The organism is Pseudomonas sp. FP1762, assembly GCF_030687105.1.
GTDB lineage: Bacteria > Pseudomonadota > Gammaproteobacteria > Pseudomonadales > Pseudomonadaceae > Aquipseudomonas > Aquipseudomonas siliginis.
The window spans coordinates 2,846,268-2,863,334 of record NZ_CP117458.1 but is presented as its reverse complement, the minus strand read 5'-3'; the positions used below and the strand labels follow the sequence as shown (position 1 = coordinate 2,863,334).

The following is a 17,067-nucleotide window of genomic DNA, read 5'->3' as shown; positions in this document are numbered from 1 at the left end:
AGCGGGTTGAAATAACATGACCACCATTCTGGTAGTCGACGACGAGTATCTGATTGCTGACATTCTTGGCTTTGCGCTTGAGGATGAGGGCTTCATGACTGTGACCGCGAGCAATGGCAAGAAAGCGCTCGAGGTGCTGGAAAGAGAACGTCCGGCGCTGGTTATTACCGACTTCATGATGCCGGTCATGGACGGCCTCGAATTCGCCGAAGCCGTGCGTGCCCAGCCGTCCGTCAAACACTTGCCGATCATTCTCATGAGTGGCGCGCAAGCGCACATCGGCATGCAGCGTTCGGATCTGTTTGATGTGGTGGTGCCCAAGCCGTTTGATATTGCGGTGATTGTGGCTGAGGTGAAGAGGCTGTTGGGCTCATAGATACTCGACGACAAAGGCAATTTCGGCATTGGCATCGCCCGCTCGCATTTGCGCATTGGAAGGCTCGATGCGCACGAAGCGGGCTTGCAAGGAAATATATGCATTGCCGCCTTGCGATGTGGGCGCTTTCATTATGTAGTTCTGATTCAGTTTGAGTGTCGACTTGTCACTGAAGCGCATCTGCAATGCCAGACCTTTGGCAGTGGAATTACTGTTCAGATTTACCATGCCAGTACCAGCGTCCCACACAGGGCTGCCCGCAGTGGGTGAGAAGGAAAATCGGAAGTTGTTAATTCCTGTGGGACAGTTTTTCATATTGAGAGAAAAGTATTGCTCCTTGGCAGATGCGCCGTTCTCGGGGAAATCGCTCAAGTTATAGCTGCCCATATCGACTTTCACATCGGGTGTTTCGCAAGACTGTGAGACTACCCGCGTGCCGCTGGTATTCATTGCCAAAGGCTCGATTTCAGCAGCGACAAACGTCCCCAGTTGGCCTGAAGGTATCGTCGCACTGCCGGAAATAGTGCCCGTCTTTACAAAACGCAAGATGTGCTCCGAACCATTCCAACCCCAACCGCCAGCAGTGTCGGTAGTTCCTGGAAAGCCCTTCCACGCTTTCCCCGATGGCGGTCGGACCCATTGCCAGCCGATTCCGGTATTCCCAATAGGAAAAATCTCCACGCCCGGCTGAGTAACGCCGACATTATTGCGCACACCTTCATTGTGCACTGCAGAGCACCTGAACGAACTGGGAATGGAACCCAGCGTCACGATCGGACTTTCATAGATAACCGTGCCATTCGGCGCGTCACGTGGTACCGAGAGAGTGGCCGGCAGTATAACCCGCATATTGCCCATGGAATTGTCCGGATAAAATTCGCATACCGCCGCCATTGCGTTTGACGACAGCATATACAAGAGCCCGACAATTAATACACGGCACAACTTCATAACACTCTCTCTGACTCTATCTAGCGTGTAAACAACTGAATGGCTGACGTAGCCACACCTATTTAATTGGCAGCAAAATCACCACGACCGGAACGAGAAGATAATAAAAAAAGAACACTTGAGCAAAAATTTATTTATTCAATAACAAGACAATTCTCATAGATTTATAACCAGCCAGTCAGACCTGAAAAATCTACAAACAGACACGCTATTTAGCATCACACTTACTCAGCGCAAATAACTAAAGCCAATTTAAGACTCGTCTTAAATGCACAGTGGAACTCGGCCAGTACCCTGACTGTTCTTGATAGGAGAACAGATTCCGTGAGAGCCCTCGATACCCTCAATAGCGCAAAACCCCACAGCAACGCCGCCCTCTACTGCCTGACGATTCTGGCACTGGCGCTGATCGCCATGACTGTCGTCGCCGGTTATGAGCTCAACAATCTCTTTCCACTGAAGGCCGTGGTGCAACAGCAGGAGATCCAGCTCAAGCAGCGCTCCGATACCATCCAGTCAATGACCGCTGAACTCAAGCGTCTGGCGGAACAAAAGCAGGCCCTGGAAACCGACCTGCTTACCGCGAAGGAACAGGCGAAGGCCGCCGAGGCGGCAAAGACCGAACTCGAAAACACTCAACGCGCAGCACAAACCAGCGCGGCGTTAGAGGATGAAGACTCACTCTGCGCGATCATCGAGCAAAATATCCGACTCGTAGCGGACCAACTCAGTCGCGACGACTTCTTTCGTCTGCGTGATGAGCGCGAAGCTGAAGCCGAAGCCGTGCTTGAAAGCTATGAAAAACAACTCGCCACCTGCATTGAACAACTGACGGCACACACCGAATCGCCAACACAGAGTTGAGTCAGCACTCGTTGCGCGCTGCGCTTGATCGCGGATCAAAAAAGCCCTGGCAATCAGGGCTTCCCGTTAACGTCTTAAAGCTTGAATTCCTTGGTCAATTTATTCAGCGACGCCGCCAATTGCGACAGCTCCGCCGATGCGACTGCCGTCTGTTTCGACCCCTCTGCGGTTTCACATGACAGGTCACGAATGCTGATCAGGCTGCGGTCGACTTCCCGCGCAACCTGAGCCTGCTCCTCGGCAGCGGTTGCCATCAGCAGGTTTCGCTCGTTGATGAGATTCAGCGAGCCAGTGATGTCGGTCAGCACTTCGCCGGCGATATTGGCCATTTCGAGCGTTCTCTCGGCCTGAGCGCGGGTGTGGCTCATGGAGGAAACTGCGCGGCTGGTGCCCGACTGAATGGAGCTGACCATGGACTCGATGTCCTCGGTCGACTTCTGAGTACGCTGCGCCAGCCCTCTCACCTCATCGGCAACCACGGCAAAACCGCGACCCGCCTCCCCCGCCCGCGCTGCTTCGATCGCTGCGTTCAAGGCAAGCAGATTGGTTTGTTCGGCAACCTCTCGGATAACGTCCAGCACGCTGCTGATATCGCTCGCCATGGTCGATAGCGCCTGCACCTCAGCCGAGGTGCTGTGCACGCTGGACACCATCAGATTGATTGCGGCTACCGTGTCGCTAACCTGGCTTCGACCGGCGACGGCTGCCGCACTTGATTCCGACGTCAGCTGCGAGGTCGATGCGGCGTTGTCTGCAACCTGCTCCACCGCTGCACTCATTTCAGTGACGGCGGTGGCGGCCATTTCGATTTCATGGCTCTGACGTTGAGTGATACGCGAGATATCTTCAGTGACGCCGTGCATGACCTCCGAGGTTTCGGCCAGCTGCGTGGACGAATCACGGATCATGATCAAGGCATCTCGCAGACTGGTTTGCATCGCCGCCAATGACGACAGCATTTGCGCCGCCTCATCAGAGCCATCCAGCGCAATGGTTTCGCTCAGATCATTGGCGGCGATGCATTCCGCCACCCTTAGCGAGCCTGCAATGGGTACCGTCAGGCTGCGGGTATACAACACGGCCAGGGCCAACGAAGCACCGATCGCGATGAGAATGAACACACTGACGATCAACAGCGTGTGCTCATAGACATTGTCGGCCTGCTTGCCCGCCTCATAAGCTTCTATTTCGTTGAGTGCAATCAGCTTCTTGAGCGCGACTTGTACGCCATCCGAGGCAGCACGCATCTGATTCTTTGACAACGCAATGGCCGCTTCAAGCTGCCCGTTCGCCACGGTTTGAAGGTATTGCTCCTGAGCCAGATCGTTGACCTTCTGTGCTTTGGCAAACTCCTCGAACGCCTCGCGCCCAGCGTCAGTGGCCAGCAGATCAATGAGCGCTTGCTGATGTTTTTTGATCAGCTGACGCGACTGCTGAATGTCCATCAGGGCTTGCGCCTTGCGCTCAGGGGTTTCGATGGGATTGCGCAAGCGAGCGTTGTTGCCCTTGATTTCGACGAACTCTCGATCGAGTTGGCCGAGCAGCTTGATACTCGGCACGATCGTCGTCTCGACGTACGTTTCTGCCTTGTTGAGCAAGTCGACTTGCTGCAGAGCGATCAATCCGATCGCGATAATCATGAGACAGAACAAGCCGAAACACAGCGCCGAACGAGGCGCGAGATTGAGTTTACGAAGCAGCATGATGCCTTACCTTAGAGTGTATTCAAGACAATGGGGCAAACGAGTGGGCGGCACAGCAGGCGCTGGGCAATAGCACCTCAGCGTCTACGTGGATCATCGCGGGAAGGTGCAGCAGCTAGCGGTTTGCGCACGAAGAGAGTGTGGAGTCGGTCGAGGCCGGCTCCGCAAGTTCCTTGAGCGCCGGGTCGGCCAGCATCAGAAAATCTGCCAGGCGCGGCAGATTGATTTTCGAGACCAGGCGCATCCAGCGTTGCGGATGCGGGTTGAAGAAGGTCTTCGACCACTGGTGATCATCGTTGGGATTGAAAATCAGCAGATGACGAATCAGCGGGTTTTCCCCGAAAAAGTCGAGCGGATCCATCGCCATCTCGCTGAGCAGCTCAGCATTGACGACGACCAGGCTCAACCGTTGGGGGCAGTAATACGTCAGTATTCTCAGGTCGCGATAAGTACACACGTTCAAGACGCTGAGACAGCCCAGCTTGTTGAACTGCTGTTCGATCGACTGGCCTCTTCGCACGTCGCTGTCGGCGATCAGGATCCGCAAGGATCGACTGCGGTTATTTTCAAGAAACATCGGACACCTTTGGCAGCTCCATTCTTCCTTTCAAGAAAATAACCAAGGGCCGATCTGTCTGATATGAGACTTGTCTCAAAAATGAACGCAGGGATAGATGATAAAAAGCCACACCTTGACGACAGCCCACGCGATCGGCGCATGGTCTGGCTCAGAGAGTGTTGAAGGAGGGATTTTGCAACGCAGGGGAGTGGCGACAAGCCAGAAGCGCGGGACGGTTCTGTGCGAACCAGACAATTCTCATTATTAACGCCCCTTTTCGTCAGTAACCTTGAAACAAGGGGCGCAGACTCATTCTTTCCAAGCCATCAAGGCAGCGTCATCGTCACTACGTAATTACCGCTCGTTATCTGGTGACCCTTGTTGTCCGTGAGCAGCAAGCGCTGGTCGTAATAATCGTCCTGCTCATGAGTATCGGCAATCACCTTCACAAACACCTGCTGGCGCGACTCACCTCGCCCTGCCGCACTGACGTTGTTCACGGTAAAAATCTGCCCGGTGCTTGCCTGGGGGCAATCAAGCAACTCGACAGAAGAATGGCTGGCGCCACTGGCAATGCAACTTGCCTCGACAATTCGACCGCTGAAGCGAATCACTCCGCTGACCGGCGCAGACTGGGCTGCGCTGACGGTGTCAAAACCGAGCAGGCAAAGGCAGGCAATCAATAAAGGACGTCGAATGATCATCGCGAAACTCCATGGTTATTACCAAGGTATCGCCCGCTGCAAAATGATCTTTAACGTCAGCTTTAATGCAAGGCCAGTCGGATGGTCATGAGCCGATACGTTTACAGCTCGATCCGTTTGATTTTCTTGATCAGATCAGCCTGTGCATGCTCCAGCTTCAATGCACTGCGATTGAGGTCCAGCGGATCGATAACAGGCGCCTCGCACTCGGCTTCAAGCTCGTTACACGCCTCAATGACCTGATGCTCGGCAACAATGCGCGCCGCCCCCTTGATGCGGTGCGCCAGGTCAGCCAACAGCCCGGGATCGCTTTCGGGTATTAGCGAATGCAACTCCTCCAGATCCTTTTCGCAACTCGACAGCGCCTCGCGCAGAAGTTCTTTCATCATGTCGAGATCGCCTCCGGTGAGCTCGTCAAGACGCTCGCGAATCGAACCCAGCTCCTTGATAGTCGCCGCAGGCGGGCTTTCAAATGGCTGGGTTTCAACATTTTTTTCCCAGCCTGCAAGCATGATCGACAAGGTGCCGAGACTGATCGGTTTGAACAGACAATCATCCATCCCGGCCTCCCGGCATTTCACTTTTTCTTCCGGCTGCGCGTTGGCCGTGAAGCCCAGTACGATGCACGGCGATCCACCACTTTCGCGTTCGTCCTGGCGAATGGTGCGGGCCAGCTCATAGCCGTTCATGACCGGCATGTTGCAGTCCGTGATCACAATGTCGAACGGCTCCGAGCGCCACAGCGCCAATGCCTGGGCACCGTCGGCGGCATCACGCACCGCCTGGCCAAGGAAACTCAGCTGCTGCGTCAACAGCAGGCGGTTGGCGCTCTGGTCATCGACTACGAGAATCCTGAGTGTCGGTACCGGTTTGTCCTGAACAACCGAAACAGGCAGCACTTTGCCGCCAAGCGGGCTGAGAATATTGAAGAACAGCGACACTTCCAGGCAGGTGCCTTTGCCAAGCGTACTGGTAATGTTCAGCCGCCCGCCCATCAATTCGCACAATGAACGGGAGATCGCCAGTCCCAGACCGGTGCCGCCTCTGCTGGAGGGGCCATGATTGGCTTGGGAAAACGGCTGGAACAGATTCTGCAGATCGGCGCTGGAAATGCCGATGCCGGTGTCCTCGACCTTGAGGTCGACCTGTAAGCGTTCGTCAGCGAGACGTTGGCCGCGAATCGAGACGGTGACATGACCGGTGTCGGTAAACTTGATCGCGTTGCCCACCAGGTTCGAGAGCACCTGCTGGAAGCGCATCGGATCAACCAATACGTCACAGCCGACAGTGGCGTCGATGTCGAGCTTAAGCACCAGACTCTTCTGCCTGGCCAAGCCGTCGAACACCCGCGCCACGGATTCGACCAATTCGCGCAGGTTGGCACGTTTCGGCGAAAGGCTGACATGGCCCGATTCGATGCGTACCACATCGAGGATATCGCCGATCAGTTCCAGCAGACCTTTTGCCGAGTCGTATGCCACTTCAATCGCCGGCCGATCGAAGTGACCTTGCTCGGCACGCTTGAGGGTAAGTTCGAGCATGCCGATCACGGCGCTCATCGGCGTACGGATTTCGTGGCTCATGGTCGCCAGGAACGTGGTTTTGGCGCGGCTCGACTCGTCAGCCAGCTCTTTCGCCGAACGCAACTCCTCGATCAGTTCACGGCGTTCGCTGATATCGATCCAGCCGCAGATCACGCCTCTGACTTCACCCGCCGTGTCGTGATACGGCTGGATCCAGTGGTAAATGATCAGCCGCGTATCACCCACATGCAGCGTGCGATCCACCTCGTAAGGTTCGTCCTGCTCGATGACGCGCAGGTAGTCGTCGTGAAATTGCAACGCCTCCTGACGATTGCGCTTGCCGCTTTCGAGCACGGTCTTGCCGATCACGTCCTTTTCTGACAGGCCAAATGTTTGCAGATAATTATTATTGCAGGTCACCAGCCGACCTTCCCGGTCACGTACGTAAATGGGATGCGGCGTGCCGTTGATCAGCGCCCCCATGAACTTCAGCTGATCGCCGAGCAAGCGCTCTGCACGACTGCGTTCGCGAATCTGCCGACGGATGTAGAAATTCCACGCCAGCGATCCCAGGATAATCAGGAACGCGCCAGCGCTGATCTGGTAGATCAGCGCCTTGTAATCGCGCCACGACAACCCCGAAAACGCTGCAATGGGACGCCACCTGTTGAGGATTACGTCCAGCTCATCCGGCGGAATGCTCAGCAGCGCCTTGTTCAGAATGCTGACCAGTTCGGTATCGGCACGCCGCGCGGCGAAAGCGAGGAAGCCTTTGTTCATGCCGACGATGTTGGAGATACGCAAGCTGTCGCTGTAGATGTGGGCGATGTAGTAGCGCGCACTGTGCAACGTGGTAATCATCGCGTCCGCTCGACCGTCCTTCACGTCAGCCAAGGCGCCCAGAACTGTTTCGTTATCAACGATCTCGATGTCGGGGTAGTCCTTGAGCAGCTCACGCTCAGCCGAACTTTCGGGCACTGCGACGCGCTTGCCGCGCAGCTCCTGCAGGCTTGAAGGCGCGCCTGCGTCCTTGGTGGTGACGATCACAAAGGGGCTGGCAAGGAACGGATGAGTGAAACGCATGCCGACTTCCCGCGAGACCGTTGGTGTCAGCAGAGAAATATCCGCGCTGCCATCCAGCAGACGCGTGCTCAGACTGGAAAAGCTGTCGGTGCGCTCGACATTGATCTGCAAGCCGGTACGCCGCTGGATGAGCTCGAGCAGATCAGCGCCGATCCCGCCAAAGTTGCCGTCACCATCAAAGAATGCAAACGGTGCCTGATCGTCATTGATCACGAACCGCGCGACCGGATGCAGCTCAAGCCAACGTGCTTCGCCGGGTGTCAGGTCAATGCGTTTGGGCGTCAGCGCCCCGCCGCCGCCCGACCAGCGCTTGGTAATTTCGGCAATCTTCGCATCACCCAGCGACTCGAGGGTCGAATCGATCAGACGCAGCAATTGGTCGTTGCCCCGGCGCAAGGCAAAGCTGAAACCGCTGGTTTGGGTTTTGACGAAAGAGTGCAGCCGCACATAGTTGAAGTAGTTGAGGTTGATCAGGTAATTGCTCGACACCGTATCGCCGAGAAACAGGTCGACCTTGCCAAAAGCCAGCGCAGCCAGTGCCAACTCGTTCGATGGAAAAAGCACGAATTCGGCGTTGGGGTATAACGCGTGTAATTGACTGGAAGGCAGGTAATCGTCGGCAACCGCAATACGCAAACCGGCCAGATTGGCCGGCATCGGGCGCCGATCATCACCGCGCATGAACATTGCCGGCACGTCTTCGACATAAGGCTTACTGAGCGTGACGAGGCCGTCGATCAACTCGAAACTGTTGGAACTGCCCAGCATGTCGATGTCGCCACGCTCGAGCGCCGCCATGGCGTCGCGACGGTCGGGATAAGCCTTGACGGTAACTTCGACATGCAAGGCCTGACCGATAATGCAGGCGATGTCGGCGGCTATTCCCTCGTACCGCGTACCGCTGGCGGTCATGACATAAGGCGGGAAATCCGGAAGCGCCGAGCCCAGCACCAGACTGCGCTTCTGCCGCAGCCAACTCCAGTCTTCATTGGCCAGATCGACCTGTAGCTCCTTGCAGTCAGACCGACCGAACACCTGCAGAGTGCGCGGCTCTGCTGCCCACAACGACCCGCTACCGAACATGACAAGCACACTGACTAGCAAAACACCGCGCAACAGATGAAACATAAGCGAGTTATCCCTGGTTGTCCGCCGTCAGGCTGTGCTGCAACTTGAACAGCTCCGCATCACCACGAATGCCAAGCTTTTTGAAAGCGGCCTGTTTTTGCCCGCTGATGGTTTTGCGACTGCGCGAGAACTTCAAAGCGATCTGCGTCACTCCCATCCCCTCGAGGCAGCAGCGCAATACTTCTTTTTCTTTCGGTGACAGAAGAGGATTACTGAGGAAGTCGTCGCCGTGCGCCGCGCCATCGTCATTGGCACCAGCAGGTTCGTCGACCGACGCAGGCAGCACATCGAGTTCGAAGGCCATTTCCGGCGAAAGATACAACTGGCCGGACGCAGCACTGCGGATGGCGGTGATCAGGTCATCGACCGACTGCGACTTGCCGAAGAATCCGCTGACGCCCGCCCCGATCGCCATATTCACTACCGCCGGGCGCTCTTCGGAAGATGAGACAAGGATGCGCATGCCCGGATATTGCTTGCGCAGCAGGCGGATCAGATTGAGCCCGTCCAGCTCCCCATCGTGCAGTTTGTAATCGAGTATCAGCAGGTCGATGTCGATTTCGCGCAATCCGGTGAGCAACTGCGCGCTGCTGCCATACACACCTACGACACTGAACTCGGCTTCGCGCGTCAGCCGCGACTTCATCGCCAGACGTATGAGCGAGTGATCATCAAGGATGGCAACGCGTAACGGATTCACGACTGACCAATGCATGAACAGCTCCATGATGAAGAGTGTTGGAGGACCATCAGCACTTGGCAACCGCAGCAAATCCCGGGCATCACCGAAGCATTCAGGTGCATCTGATTGATTTCTCGGCACATGATGAGTGTTTTGAAGGCGTGACGAAATAGGGCTTTGTCCCAAAAGTCAGAATGCCGCTTGCATCAACGATCGGATGTGCCTATTGCGCGGCGCCAGGACGACTTCTGGCCTTCGAAACGCCAGTCGACCAAATGCGCCCAATTCATCGGGCGAGCATAGAAGAAGCCCTGCCCCCACTGACAACCAAGCCGCGCCAGATGCTGAACCTGATCTGCGGTTTCAATACCCTCTGCCACCACGCGCATGTCCAATTCCCGCGCCAAGGCCAACGCCCCGTGGATGACCGCGCTGTAGCGCGCCTGATGGAAATTCTGCACGAAGCCGGCGTCGAGTTTGATTTCGTTGAACGGCATCTGGCACAGCCGCTCAAGTGAAGAATAGCCGACACCGAAATCATCGATTGCCAGACTGAAGCCGAGCATGCGCAGGCGCACCATGTTTTCCATGCTGATCTCGGGCATCTGCAGCAGGCCGGTTTCCGTGAGCTCGAAAATGAGCCCAGCTGGCGAGGCGCCATGGATGCGCAACAGCGCCTTGATCCGGTCGACAAGATTCGGATTGGCCATCTGCGTCACGTCGAGATTGAACGCCAGCTTGAACGGCTTGCCGTGAGACTGGACGAAGCGCTGCAGACTCAAGCCTTGCGTGAGCAGGCTGAAAAACATCTCATCGAGCAGCCCGCAGCGCTCGATCGTCGGCAAGAACATGCCTGGCGAAAGCAAGCCGCGACTGGGGCTCTGCCATCGCACCAGCACCTCGGCGCCATCCACCTCACCACTGCGCAGATGAAACTTGGGCTGGAAGTAGGCGCGAAATTCCTGACGGCGTATCGCTTCGAGCACTTCGTTCTCCGAAGGCTGATCGAGATGACTTTCCACCACTTTGGTATCGCCCGGAGTGTGCGGCCGATAACGCGCCAACAATGGCCCCAGCACATCGATCATCAGAGGCTTGCCGACACTGCCAAGCAATTCCAGCCCCTGCAACGTGACAATCCGGTCAACCGTGCGCAACAAGTCTTCAGGCAGTGAACTGCAGATGATCACTGCACGAATCAAACCGGCCTCTCTCGCCAGTCGCAAGAACGTCAAACCATCCATCCCGGCCATGCTCAAGTCACACAATGCAACGTCCACGCCTCCAGCCTGGGATATCACAGCCAGCGCATCCTTGCCGTCAGCCGCCTGAAAGATATTTTTGTACCCCAGACTATTAAGCGCACTGACTGCCGCCGTGCGCTGAAAGGCGTGATCTTCCAAGACCAATATACGAAGCGTGTTCACAAACCTGGAACCTCTTTCTATCAGTCGTTAATAGCGAAAGTTTGAATAATCTTTCAAGCAGGACGCCCGCTCACAAACTTTGCGTTGACTGAGAATTTCTGCATCCGCGAATACTAGCCAGACAAAGACCGCACGACTTTGAGAATTGTCTCATTTGGTTCGCTGCACCATTACCGCAAATATGAATACGCCACTGCCATATTACTGACCGGCTCGCACCTTTATCGCTTTAAGACAAATCCCAAAGACCCGCCACCACCGCACACCTAATATGGCCTGGCATTTCAATGCAGCACTTCACAATAACTTCGGATATAAACATGAAAAAGTTCGCTTTCGCAGTACTCACTCTTTCCGTACTGGCTGCCTCCACTGGCGCAGTGGCTGAAGAAGAAGCCGCTAAAGCTGTCAAGGGCGGCAGCGGTCAAATCAGCTTCACCGGCGTTATCAACAACGACGCCTGCTCGGTAGACGGCGCTTCGGGTAACGACAAGATGATTGCCGTGGACATGGGCAGCGTGTCGATCAAAGACATGGGCACCGACTCTGCTCCGGGCGCCGGTCGTGTGGCCGCCAACGATTTCAACCTGAAAGTGAACTGCAACGCTGGCACCAAGGTTTCGATGCTGTTCAAACCAACCGTAAACGGCGGTTCGGGCCTGGTTGATGGCAAGAAAGTTCTCAAGCTGCAGGGTGCAGACGCGGCCAAGGGCGTTGGTATCGCACTGCTGGACAGCAATGGCCAGTTGATCGACCTGAGCTCCGAAGCCACTGCCAAAGTGCAGACCAACCTGACTGGCGACGCAACCACAGGTGGTGATGGCACCCTGTCGTTCGCAGCCGCTTACGTCACCACCGGCGACAAGACCACCGCTACTGCCGGTACCGGTAACGCCACTCTGCCGTTCGTTCTCGAATACGAATAAGCAGCCCGCAATACCTGGACGGGGCCGCTGTGCCTCGTCCTTCCCGAACAGATTAATCGGTGAAATCTATGTTAAGTCGCTACTTTCCGCTTTGCCTGGGGCTTGCCGGGGTGTTGATGACGCACTCGGCATTCGCCAGCATCTCCTTGAGCTCCACCCGGATTATCTTCGATGGCGCGCACAAAGAGGCGAATGTCACCGTGCGCAACGGCGGACAAACCATTCTGGCGCAATCGTGGCTGGATGCCGGCGACACCGCTGGCAGCGCACCGCCTTTCGCAGTTACTCCACCACTGGCCAAACTTGAGCCCAATCAACAGCAATTACTGAGGATTCTTTATGAAGGCCGCGGCATGCCTGCGGACAAGGAGTCGGTGGTATGGCTGAACGTGCAGGAAATCCCCCAGGCCAGTGCTGCCGATGTCAACACGCTGCAATTGGCGGTACGTCAGCGTATCAAGGTCTTCTTCCGCCCGGACGGACTCACCGGTGATGCCGCAAAGGCACCGGAGCAACTTGCATGGCAATTGGTCACTCAGGCTGGCAAGTCGGTGCTGAAAGTAAAAAACCAAAGCAACTACCACGTGTCGCTGGCCGATCTGAAAGTCGTTGCAGGAAAAAAAGCGGAATTGGTAATTGATTCGACAATGATCGTTCCAGGGGAAGTTCGCTCATTCAATCTGAAAGATCTGCCAGCTGGTACTTCGCATTTGAGTTTTTCAGCAATTAACGATTACGGCGCACAACAACGATTCGATGCACCACTAAGCGTTGCCGAAAGCCATGCCGAGCGCGTGAAAGATGCCTCCGCCCAGTAAATCCCCCACCCCACCCTGCCAACTTACAAGCTATTCACAAGTTCCGGACTCCGGTTGAAGCAACACGGACTGATAAGGCAAATTGCATGTTTTCCTCCCAACACCACACATCTGAAAGTTGTGTTAAGCATCATGTTGCGCGCCAGAAAAACAAAGCGGCGTTGGGCTGCCTGCATCCATTGTGCTTTGCTATCAACATGGCCATTTGCGGATTCGCCGTGGGCGCCGAAGCCCCGGCCGCAGTGGCGAGTGAATCTTTCAATACGCTGTTCCTTGAAGGTTCATCGGCGGTCGATCTGCAACCGTTGCTGAATGCCAACAGCGTCTTGCCAGGCCAATACCGCGTCGACGTGTTCAGCAACGGCACGCTGGTCGGGCGTCGCGATATCGATTTCGCGGCCAACCCGGTCAACGGCAAAGTCGAGCCACGCATCACTCTGGAACTGTTGCAGCAGCTGGGTGTGGACATGCGCAAACTTCGTGAGCAGGGTCTGGTTGACGAGCAACACCCTGCCGATCACTACGACCTGCCTGCAATGATCGAGCAAGCCAGTCTCAGCTTCGATGCCAACCGCCTGCGCCTCAATATCAGCGTGCCGCAGGTCGCCATGGCGCGTGGCATGCGCGGCTATGTAGATCCAGAGCTTTGGGACCAAGGTGTGGCCGCCGGTTTCATCAACTACCAGCTGAGCAGCACCCGCAGCAAAACCGATTACACCACGCAAATCTCCAATAACCTGGGGCTGCGCAACGGCATCAACTTTGGCGCCTGGCGTCTGCGCAACGAGTCCAATCTGAGCAGCTCCACCGGCCGGCCCAATCGTTTTGTCAGCAACCGCACGTTCATCCAGCGCGACCTCACGGCGATCAAGGGGCAACTGAGCGCGGGTGAAATCTTTTCCGATTCGGATCTGTTCGACAGCGTGCGCTATCAAGGCGTCAAGGTGGCCTCTGATGAGGGCATGCGCGCAGACAGCGAGCGCGGCTATGCGCCGATCATACGTGGCGTTGCTGAAACCAACGCCACGATCGAGGTCCGCCAGGATAACTACATTCTCTACACCACCAACGTGCCGCCGGGTCCGTTCGAGATCAGTGACATCTATCCATCGGGCTCCAACGGCGATCTGGAGATCACCATTGTTGAAGCGGATGGACGGCGCAAGGTCACCCGACAGGCATTCTCCGCCCTGCCGACGATGGTGCGTGAGGGACAGTTGAAGTACAGCCTGTCGAGCGGCAAATTCAATAACAACAGCGAGGGCTATGACAAGCCCGCCTTCCTCAGCGGCACGTTCGCCTACGGCTTGACCAGCAACCTGACAGGCATTGCCGGCCTTCAGGCCAGCAATGGTTTCAAGGCGATTTCAGTCGGTGCGGCGAAGAACACCTCGATTGGCGCAATGTCCCTGGACGTGACGCAATCGTCCAGCAAGGCATTCGGCAAAACCACCCAGGGCAGCAGCATACGCGCGCTCTATGCAAAGACCTTCACCGGCACCGATACCAGCTTCACCCTCGCCGCTTATCGTTATTCGACCGAGGGTTACCGCACGCTGACCGACCATGTCCAGGACACCAGCTCGGGGGCCACCCGGCGCCTGGGTAATTCCAAAACCCGCACCGACCTCACGGTCAACCAGACTTTGGGCGAAGCACGCCAGTTCGGCTCGCTGTACCTGAACGCCAGTGACCAGCGCTATTGGGATCGCGGTGGCTCGCGGAGCTTTTCCGCCGGCTACAACAACAATTGGCGCGACCTGAACTACAACATCAGCCTGAGCAAAACCCAGGAGTTCGGCGCGCGCGGTGACACCAGCAACGACACACAACTGAGCGTCTCGATTTCGTTTCCGCTCGGTTCGACACCCCGCGCACCGCGCGCCTACATTTCCAGTAACCATCAGAACACCGGTACCAGCACCCAAGCCGGGATCAACGGTTATCTGACCGAGGACAGCGACACCTACTATTCCGTGCAGACCGGGCGCAGTGTCCAAGGCGATCGATCTGGCTCGCTGAGCCTGAGTACCCGCACATCGATGGGCGACCTGAGCCTGGGTTACAACCGAGGCAACGGTTATGAATCACAGAACTTGAGTGCCGCCGGATCGCTGGTGGCCCATGCAGGCGGCATCAATATGGGCCAGACCGTCGGTGAAACGTTCGGTCTGGTGGAAGTGCCCGGCATGTCGGGCGTCGAAGTCAGCAGCTATTCGGGTGTGAAAACCGGCCTGAACGGCTATGCGGTTCTGCCTAACGCGCAACCGTACCGCGTGAACTGGGTAACGCTGGACACGCGTAACCTGGGCGGTGAGATCGAGCTGGACAATGCCACCCAGCAACTGGTGCCAAGACGAGGTTCGATAGTTCTTGCACGCTTCGAAGGCAGCAAAGGCAGACGCGTCCAGTTTGAACTGTACGATGCCAACGGCCAGCCGATTCCATTCGGCGCGGTGCTGTTGGATAGCGACGGCAAACAACTGGCATTGTCAGATCCGACGGGCAAGGCCCTGGCGCTGGTGACCAAAGATCACGGTGTCATCACCATCAAGTGGCAGGGCAAAAGCTGCCCCGTGCCGTACAAGCTGCCGGAAAAGGTCGAAGGCTTGAACTATGAGCAATACCGGTTGGCCTGCTCTTCGAGCGCGAAGTAGACCGACCGCGAGCTTGTCACTCTACGCCCCCTCAACCAAAACTCAGCCCTGATGATTCAGGGCTTTTTAATGCGCAGTTTGAGCATCGCGTTGATCAATACGCTGCCCCCAGAGCTGAACGTCAGGAGACCTTCCACGGATGCTCACGCCACTTGTTCTGAAAAAACTCGATGAACACTCGTATCCGTGGACTCAAATGCTTGCGATCCGAATAAAGCAGGTAGATCGGCTCAACCACACCCGTTTTGAAATCCTCAAGCAACGGCACCAGCGTTCCCGCTTTTACATCAAGCCCGATATGAAAGTCCGCAAGCTTCACCACGCCAGCGCCTGACAGCGCCATGTCGCGCAACAGATCGCCTTGAGTAAAAGACGCGCTGGCGTTCACCGGTACCGAGACGCCGTCTCCATCCTGCAAAAATGACCATTTGTTCCACGGGCTGACGAAGCTGAAATTGAAGCAACGATGATTCAGCAAATCTGCGGGTGTGGTTGGTGTGCCGTGTTCAGCCAGGTACTGCGGCGAGGCACAGATCAGCCATTCACATTCGCCGATGCGTCTGGCAATGCGTGATGAGCTGGGCAATACGCCGCTGTGGATGGCGATATCGAGCCCTTGCTCGAAGTGATCGACGAATTGCGCGCCGAGTTGGATCTCAACGTCCAGTGAGGGATACAAATCCAGAAATTCCGGTAGCCACGGCACGATCTGGTGTTTGGCGAAAGAGGTCATGGTGTGGATGCGCAGGGTGCCACTGACCCTGGAGGGCAACGCCTCGGCCAGCGAGTCCGCCTCGTTCATGGCTTCAACGACGGCTTTGGCGCTGCGCAGGTAAGCGGCGCCCTCCTCGGTCAGCGTCAGCACGCGTGAGCCGCGCTGGAACAGCCGGACCTGCAAGCGATCTTCCAGGCGGGTGATCAGTTTGCTGACCGCTGATGGCGTCAGGTGATGGGCGCGCGCGGCAGCAGAAAAACTTCCACATTCGGTAGACCATATAAAAGCGAGCAGCTGCGAATAATTGTCCATGGCCGGTCCTGGCGAAAAGCTTGAAGGCATGTTGTCTCAACGCTTATGAAAAAGCGCGCCGAAGCGCGCTTTTTCCTGGGGTCCGGGTCAGCGAATGAACTGTTCGATGTAGTCGTCCGGCAAGCCCAGCGTCTTGTAATGCGCTCGGGCGGCTTCAAGCTTGGTGAACACATCTTCGTAACCCACGGCAACGCCCTGCGGATCGACGTAAGTGTAGCCACCCTGCACGTGGAACCAGGTGATCATTTCACTCACATCCTCGGGGACGAACAGGGTATGCGTTTCACCGGGCGGCTCATAGGCAAAAGACCCCTCCTCCGCGACCCAGTCATGCTCCAGGTAGTACCAGCGACCCTTGAGCACGATCGCATGCACGCCGCCGGTATGGCGGTGACGCGACAGCACGCCGGCCTGACGCACCCGCAACAGGTTGATGTAATAGCCGCCGCTGGTGTTGAGCAGCAATGGCTTGAAGGAGACAGATTTTGTTACCGGCACCCACAGCGCATCGTCTTCGAGCCACTGCGTCATGACGCCCGGATGCACCATGTCGGGCGTCATGAATGGAACTTGCGGCAACTGATACGCAATGGCGAGTTCATCAGGTTTAACAGGAGTATTCATAGTCAGGCCTCTCGG

The 17,067-nt window shown here is 56.4% G+C and carries 14 protein-coding genes; 5 read left to right on the top strand and 9 right to left on the bottom strand.

Annotated features, from left to right (window positions below; all coding sequences use genetic code 11):
* Window positions 1-16 precede the first annotated feature (16 nt).
* Complete coding sequence (locus tag PSH90_RS12805) at window positions 17-376, top strand: response regulator (protein ID WP_016774585.1); 360 nt, start codon at window positions 17-19, stop codon at window positions 374-376.
* On the opposite strand, the gene PSH90_RS12800 is transcribed toward PSH90_RS12805, so the two are convergent.
* Window positions 371-1,327, bottom strand: a complete 957-nt coding sequence (locus PSH90_RS12800) for a fimbrial protein (protein WP_150635413.1) — start codon at window positions 1,325-1,327, stop codon at window positions 371-373. The two genes, PSH90_RS12805 and PSH90_RS12800, sit on opposite strands and share 6 nt — an antisense overlap.
* 324 nt (window positions 1,328-1,651) lie before the next feature.
* Between PSH90_RS12800 and PSH90_RS12795 the strand changes: the two genes are divergently transcribed.
* Window positions 1,652-2,191: a hypothetical protein gene (locus tag PSH90_RS12795; protein WP_095179878.1), complete on the top strand. Its 540-nt coding sequence runs from the start codon at window positions 1,652-1,654 to the stop codon at window positions 2,189-2,191.
* A gap of 74 nt (window positions 2,192-2,265) precedes the next feature.
* On the opposite strand, the gene PSH90_RS12790 is transcribed toward PSH90_RS12795, so the two are convergent.
* The 6 genes from PSH90_RS12790 to PSH90_RS12765 form a co-directional block, all read right to left on the bottom strand.
* Complete coding sequence (locus PSH90_RS12790; RefSeq protein WP_095179876.1) at window positions 2,266-3,894, bottom strand: methyl-accepting chemotaxis protein; 1,629 nt, start codon at window positions 3,892-3,894, stop codon at window positions 2,266-2,268.
* A 115-nt stretch (window positions 3,895-4,009) separates the two neighbouring features.
* The gene (locus tag PSH90_RS12785; protein ID WP_305383021.1) at window positions 4,010-4,441 is read right to left on the bottom strand and encodes a hypothetical protein; all 432 of its coding nucleotides are present in this window, start codon (window positions 4,439-4,441) and stop codon (window positions 4,010-4,012) included.
* A 338-nt stretch (window positions 4,442-4,779) separates the two neighbouring features.
* Window positions 4,780-5,157, bottom strand: a complete 378-nt coding sequence (locus tag PSH90_RS12780) for a type 1 fimbrial protein (RefSeq protein WP_016774580.1) — start codon at window positions 5,155-5,157, stop codon at window positions 4,780-4,782.
* A gap of 101 nt (window positions 5,158-5,258) precedes the next feature.
* A complete protein-coding gene (locus PSH90_RS12775) occupies window positions 5,259-8,846 on the bottom strand; it encodes a transporter substrate-binding domain-containing protein (protein ID WP_236169724.1) in 3,588 nt (1,195 codons plus the stop codon).
* 52 nt (window positions 8,847-8,898) lie between these two features.
* On the bottom strand, window positions 8,899-9,606 hold the full coding sequence (locus PSH90_RS12770; protein ID WP_041478777.1) for a response regulator transcription factor: 708 nt from the start codon (window positions 9,604-9,606) through the stop codon (window positions 8,899-8,901).
* A 173-nt stretch (window positions 9,607-9,779) separates the two neighbouring features.
* Entirely contained in the window at window positions 9,780-11,000 is a 1,221-nt protein-coding gene (locus PSH90_RS12765; protein ID WP_056785675.1) for an EAL domain-containing protein, read from the bottom strand.
* 320 nt (window positions 11,001-11,320) lie between these two features.
* Between PSH90_RS12765 and PSH90_RS12760 the strand changes: the two genes are divergently transcribed.
* From PSH90_RS12760 to PSH90_RS12750, 3 genes are all read left to right on the top strand, one after another.
* Window positions 11,321-11,926 carry a fimbrial protein gene (locus PSH90_RS12760; RefSeq protein WP_056785673.1) on the top strand — a complete coding sequence of 202 codons (606 nt, stop codon included), beginning with the start codon at window positions 11,321-11,323 and terminating at the stop codon, window positions 11,924-11,926.
* Between the two features lie 68 nt (window positions 11,927-11,994).
* Complete coding sequence (locus PSH90_RS12755; protein WP_041478776.1) at window positions 11,995-12,744, top strand: molecular chaperone; 750 nt, start codon at window positions 11,995-11,997, stop codon at window positions 12,742-12,744.
* Between the two features lie 197 nt (window positions 12,745-12,941).
* Window positions 12,942-15,401: a fimbria/pilus outer membrane usher protein gene (locus PSH90_RS12750; RefSeq protein WP_305383019.1), complete on the top strand. Its 2,460-nt coding sequence runs from the start codon at window positions 12,942-12,944 to the stop codon at window positions 15,399-15,401.
* A gap of 121 nt (window positions 15,402-15,522) precedes the next feature.
* Here PSH90_RS12750 and PSH90_RS12745 read toward each other — a convergent pair whose 3' ends face one another.
* Together PSH90_RS12745 and PSH90_RS12740 are read right to left on the bottom strand one after the other, a co-directional pair.
* Window positions 15,523-16,428 carry a LysR family transcriptional regulator gene (locus tag PSH90_RS12745; RefSeq protein WP_305383018.1) on the bottom strand — a complete coding sequence of 302 codons (906 nt, stop codon included), beginning with the start codon at window positions 16,426-16,428 and terminating at the stop codon, window positions 15,523-15,525.
* A gap of 87 nt (window positions 16,429-16,515) precedes the next feature.
* Window positions 16,516-17,052, bottom strand: a complete 537-nt coding sequence (locus PSH90_RS12740) for a 2,4'-dihydroxyacetophenone dioxygenase family protein (protein ID WP_024012829.1) — start codon at window positions 17,050-17,052, stop codon at window positions 16,516-16,518.
* Window positions 17,053-17,067: the final 15 nt, after the last annotated feature.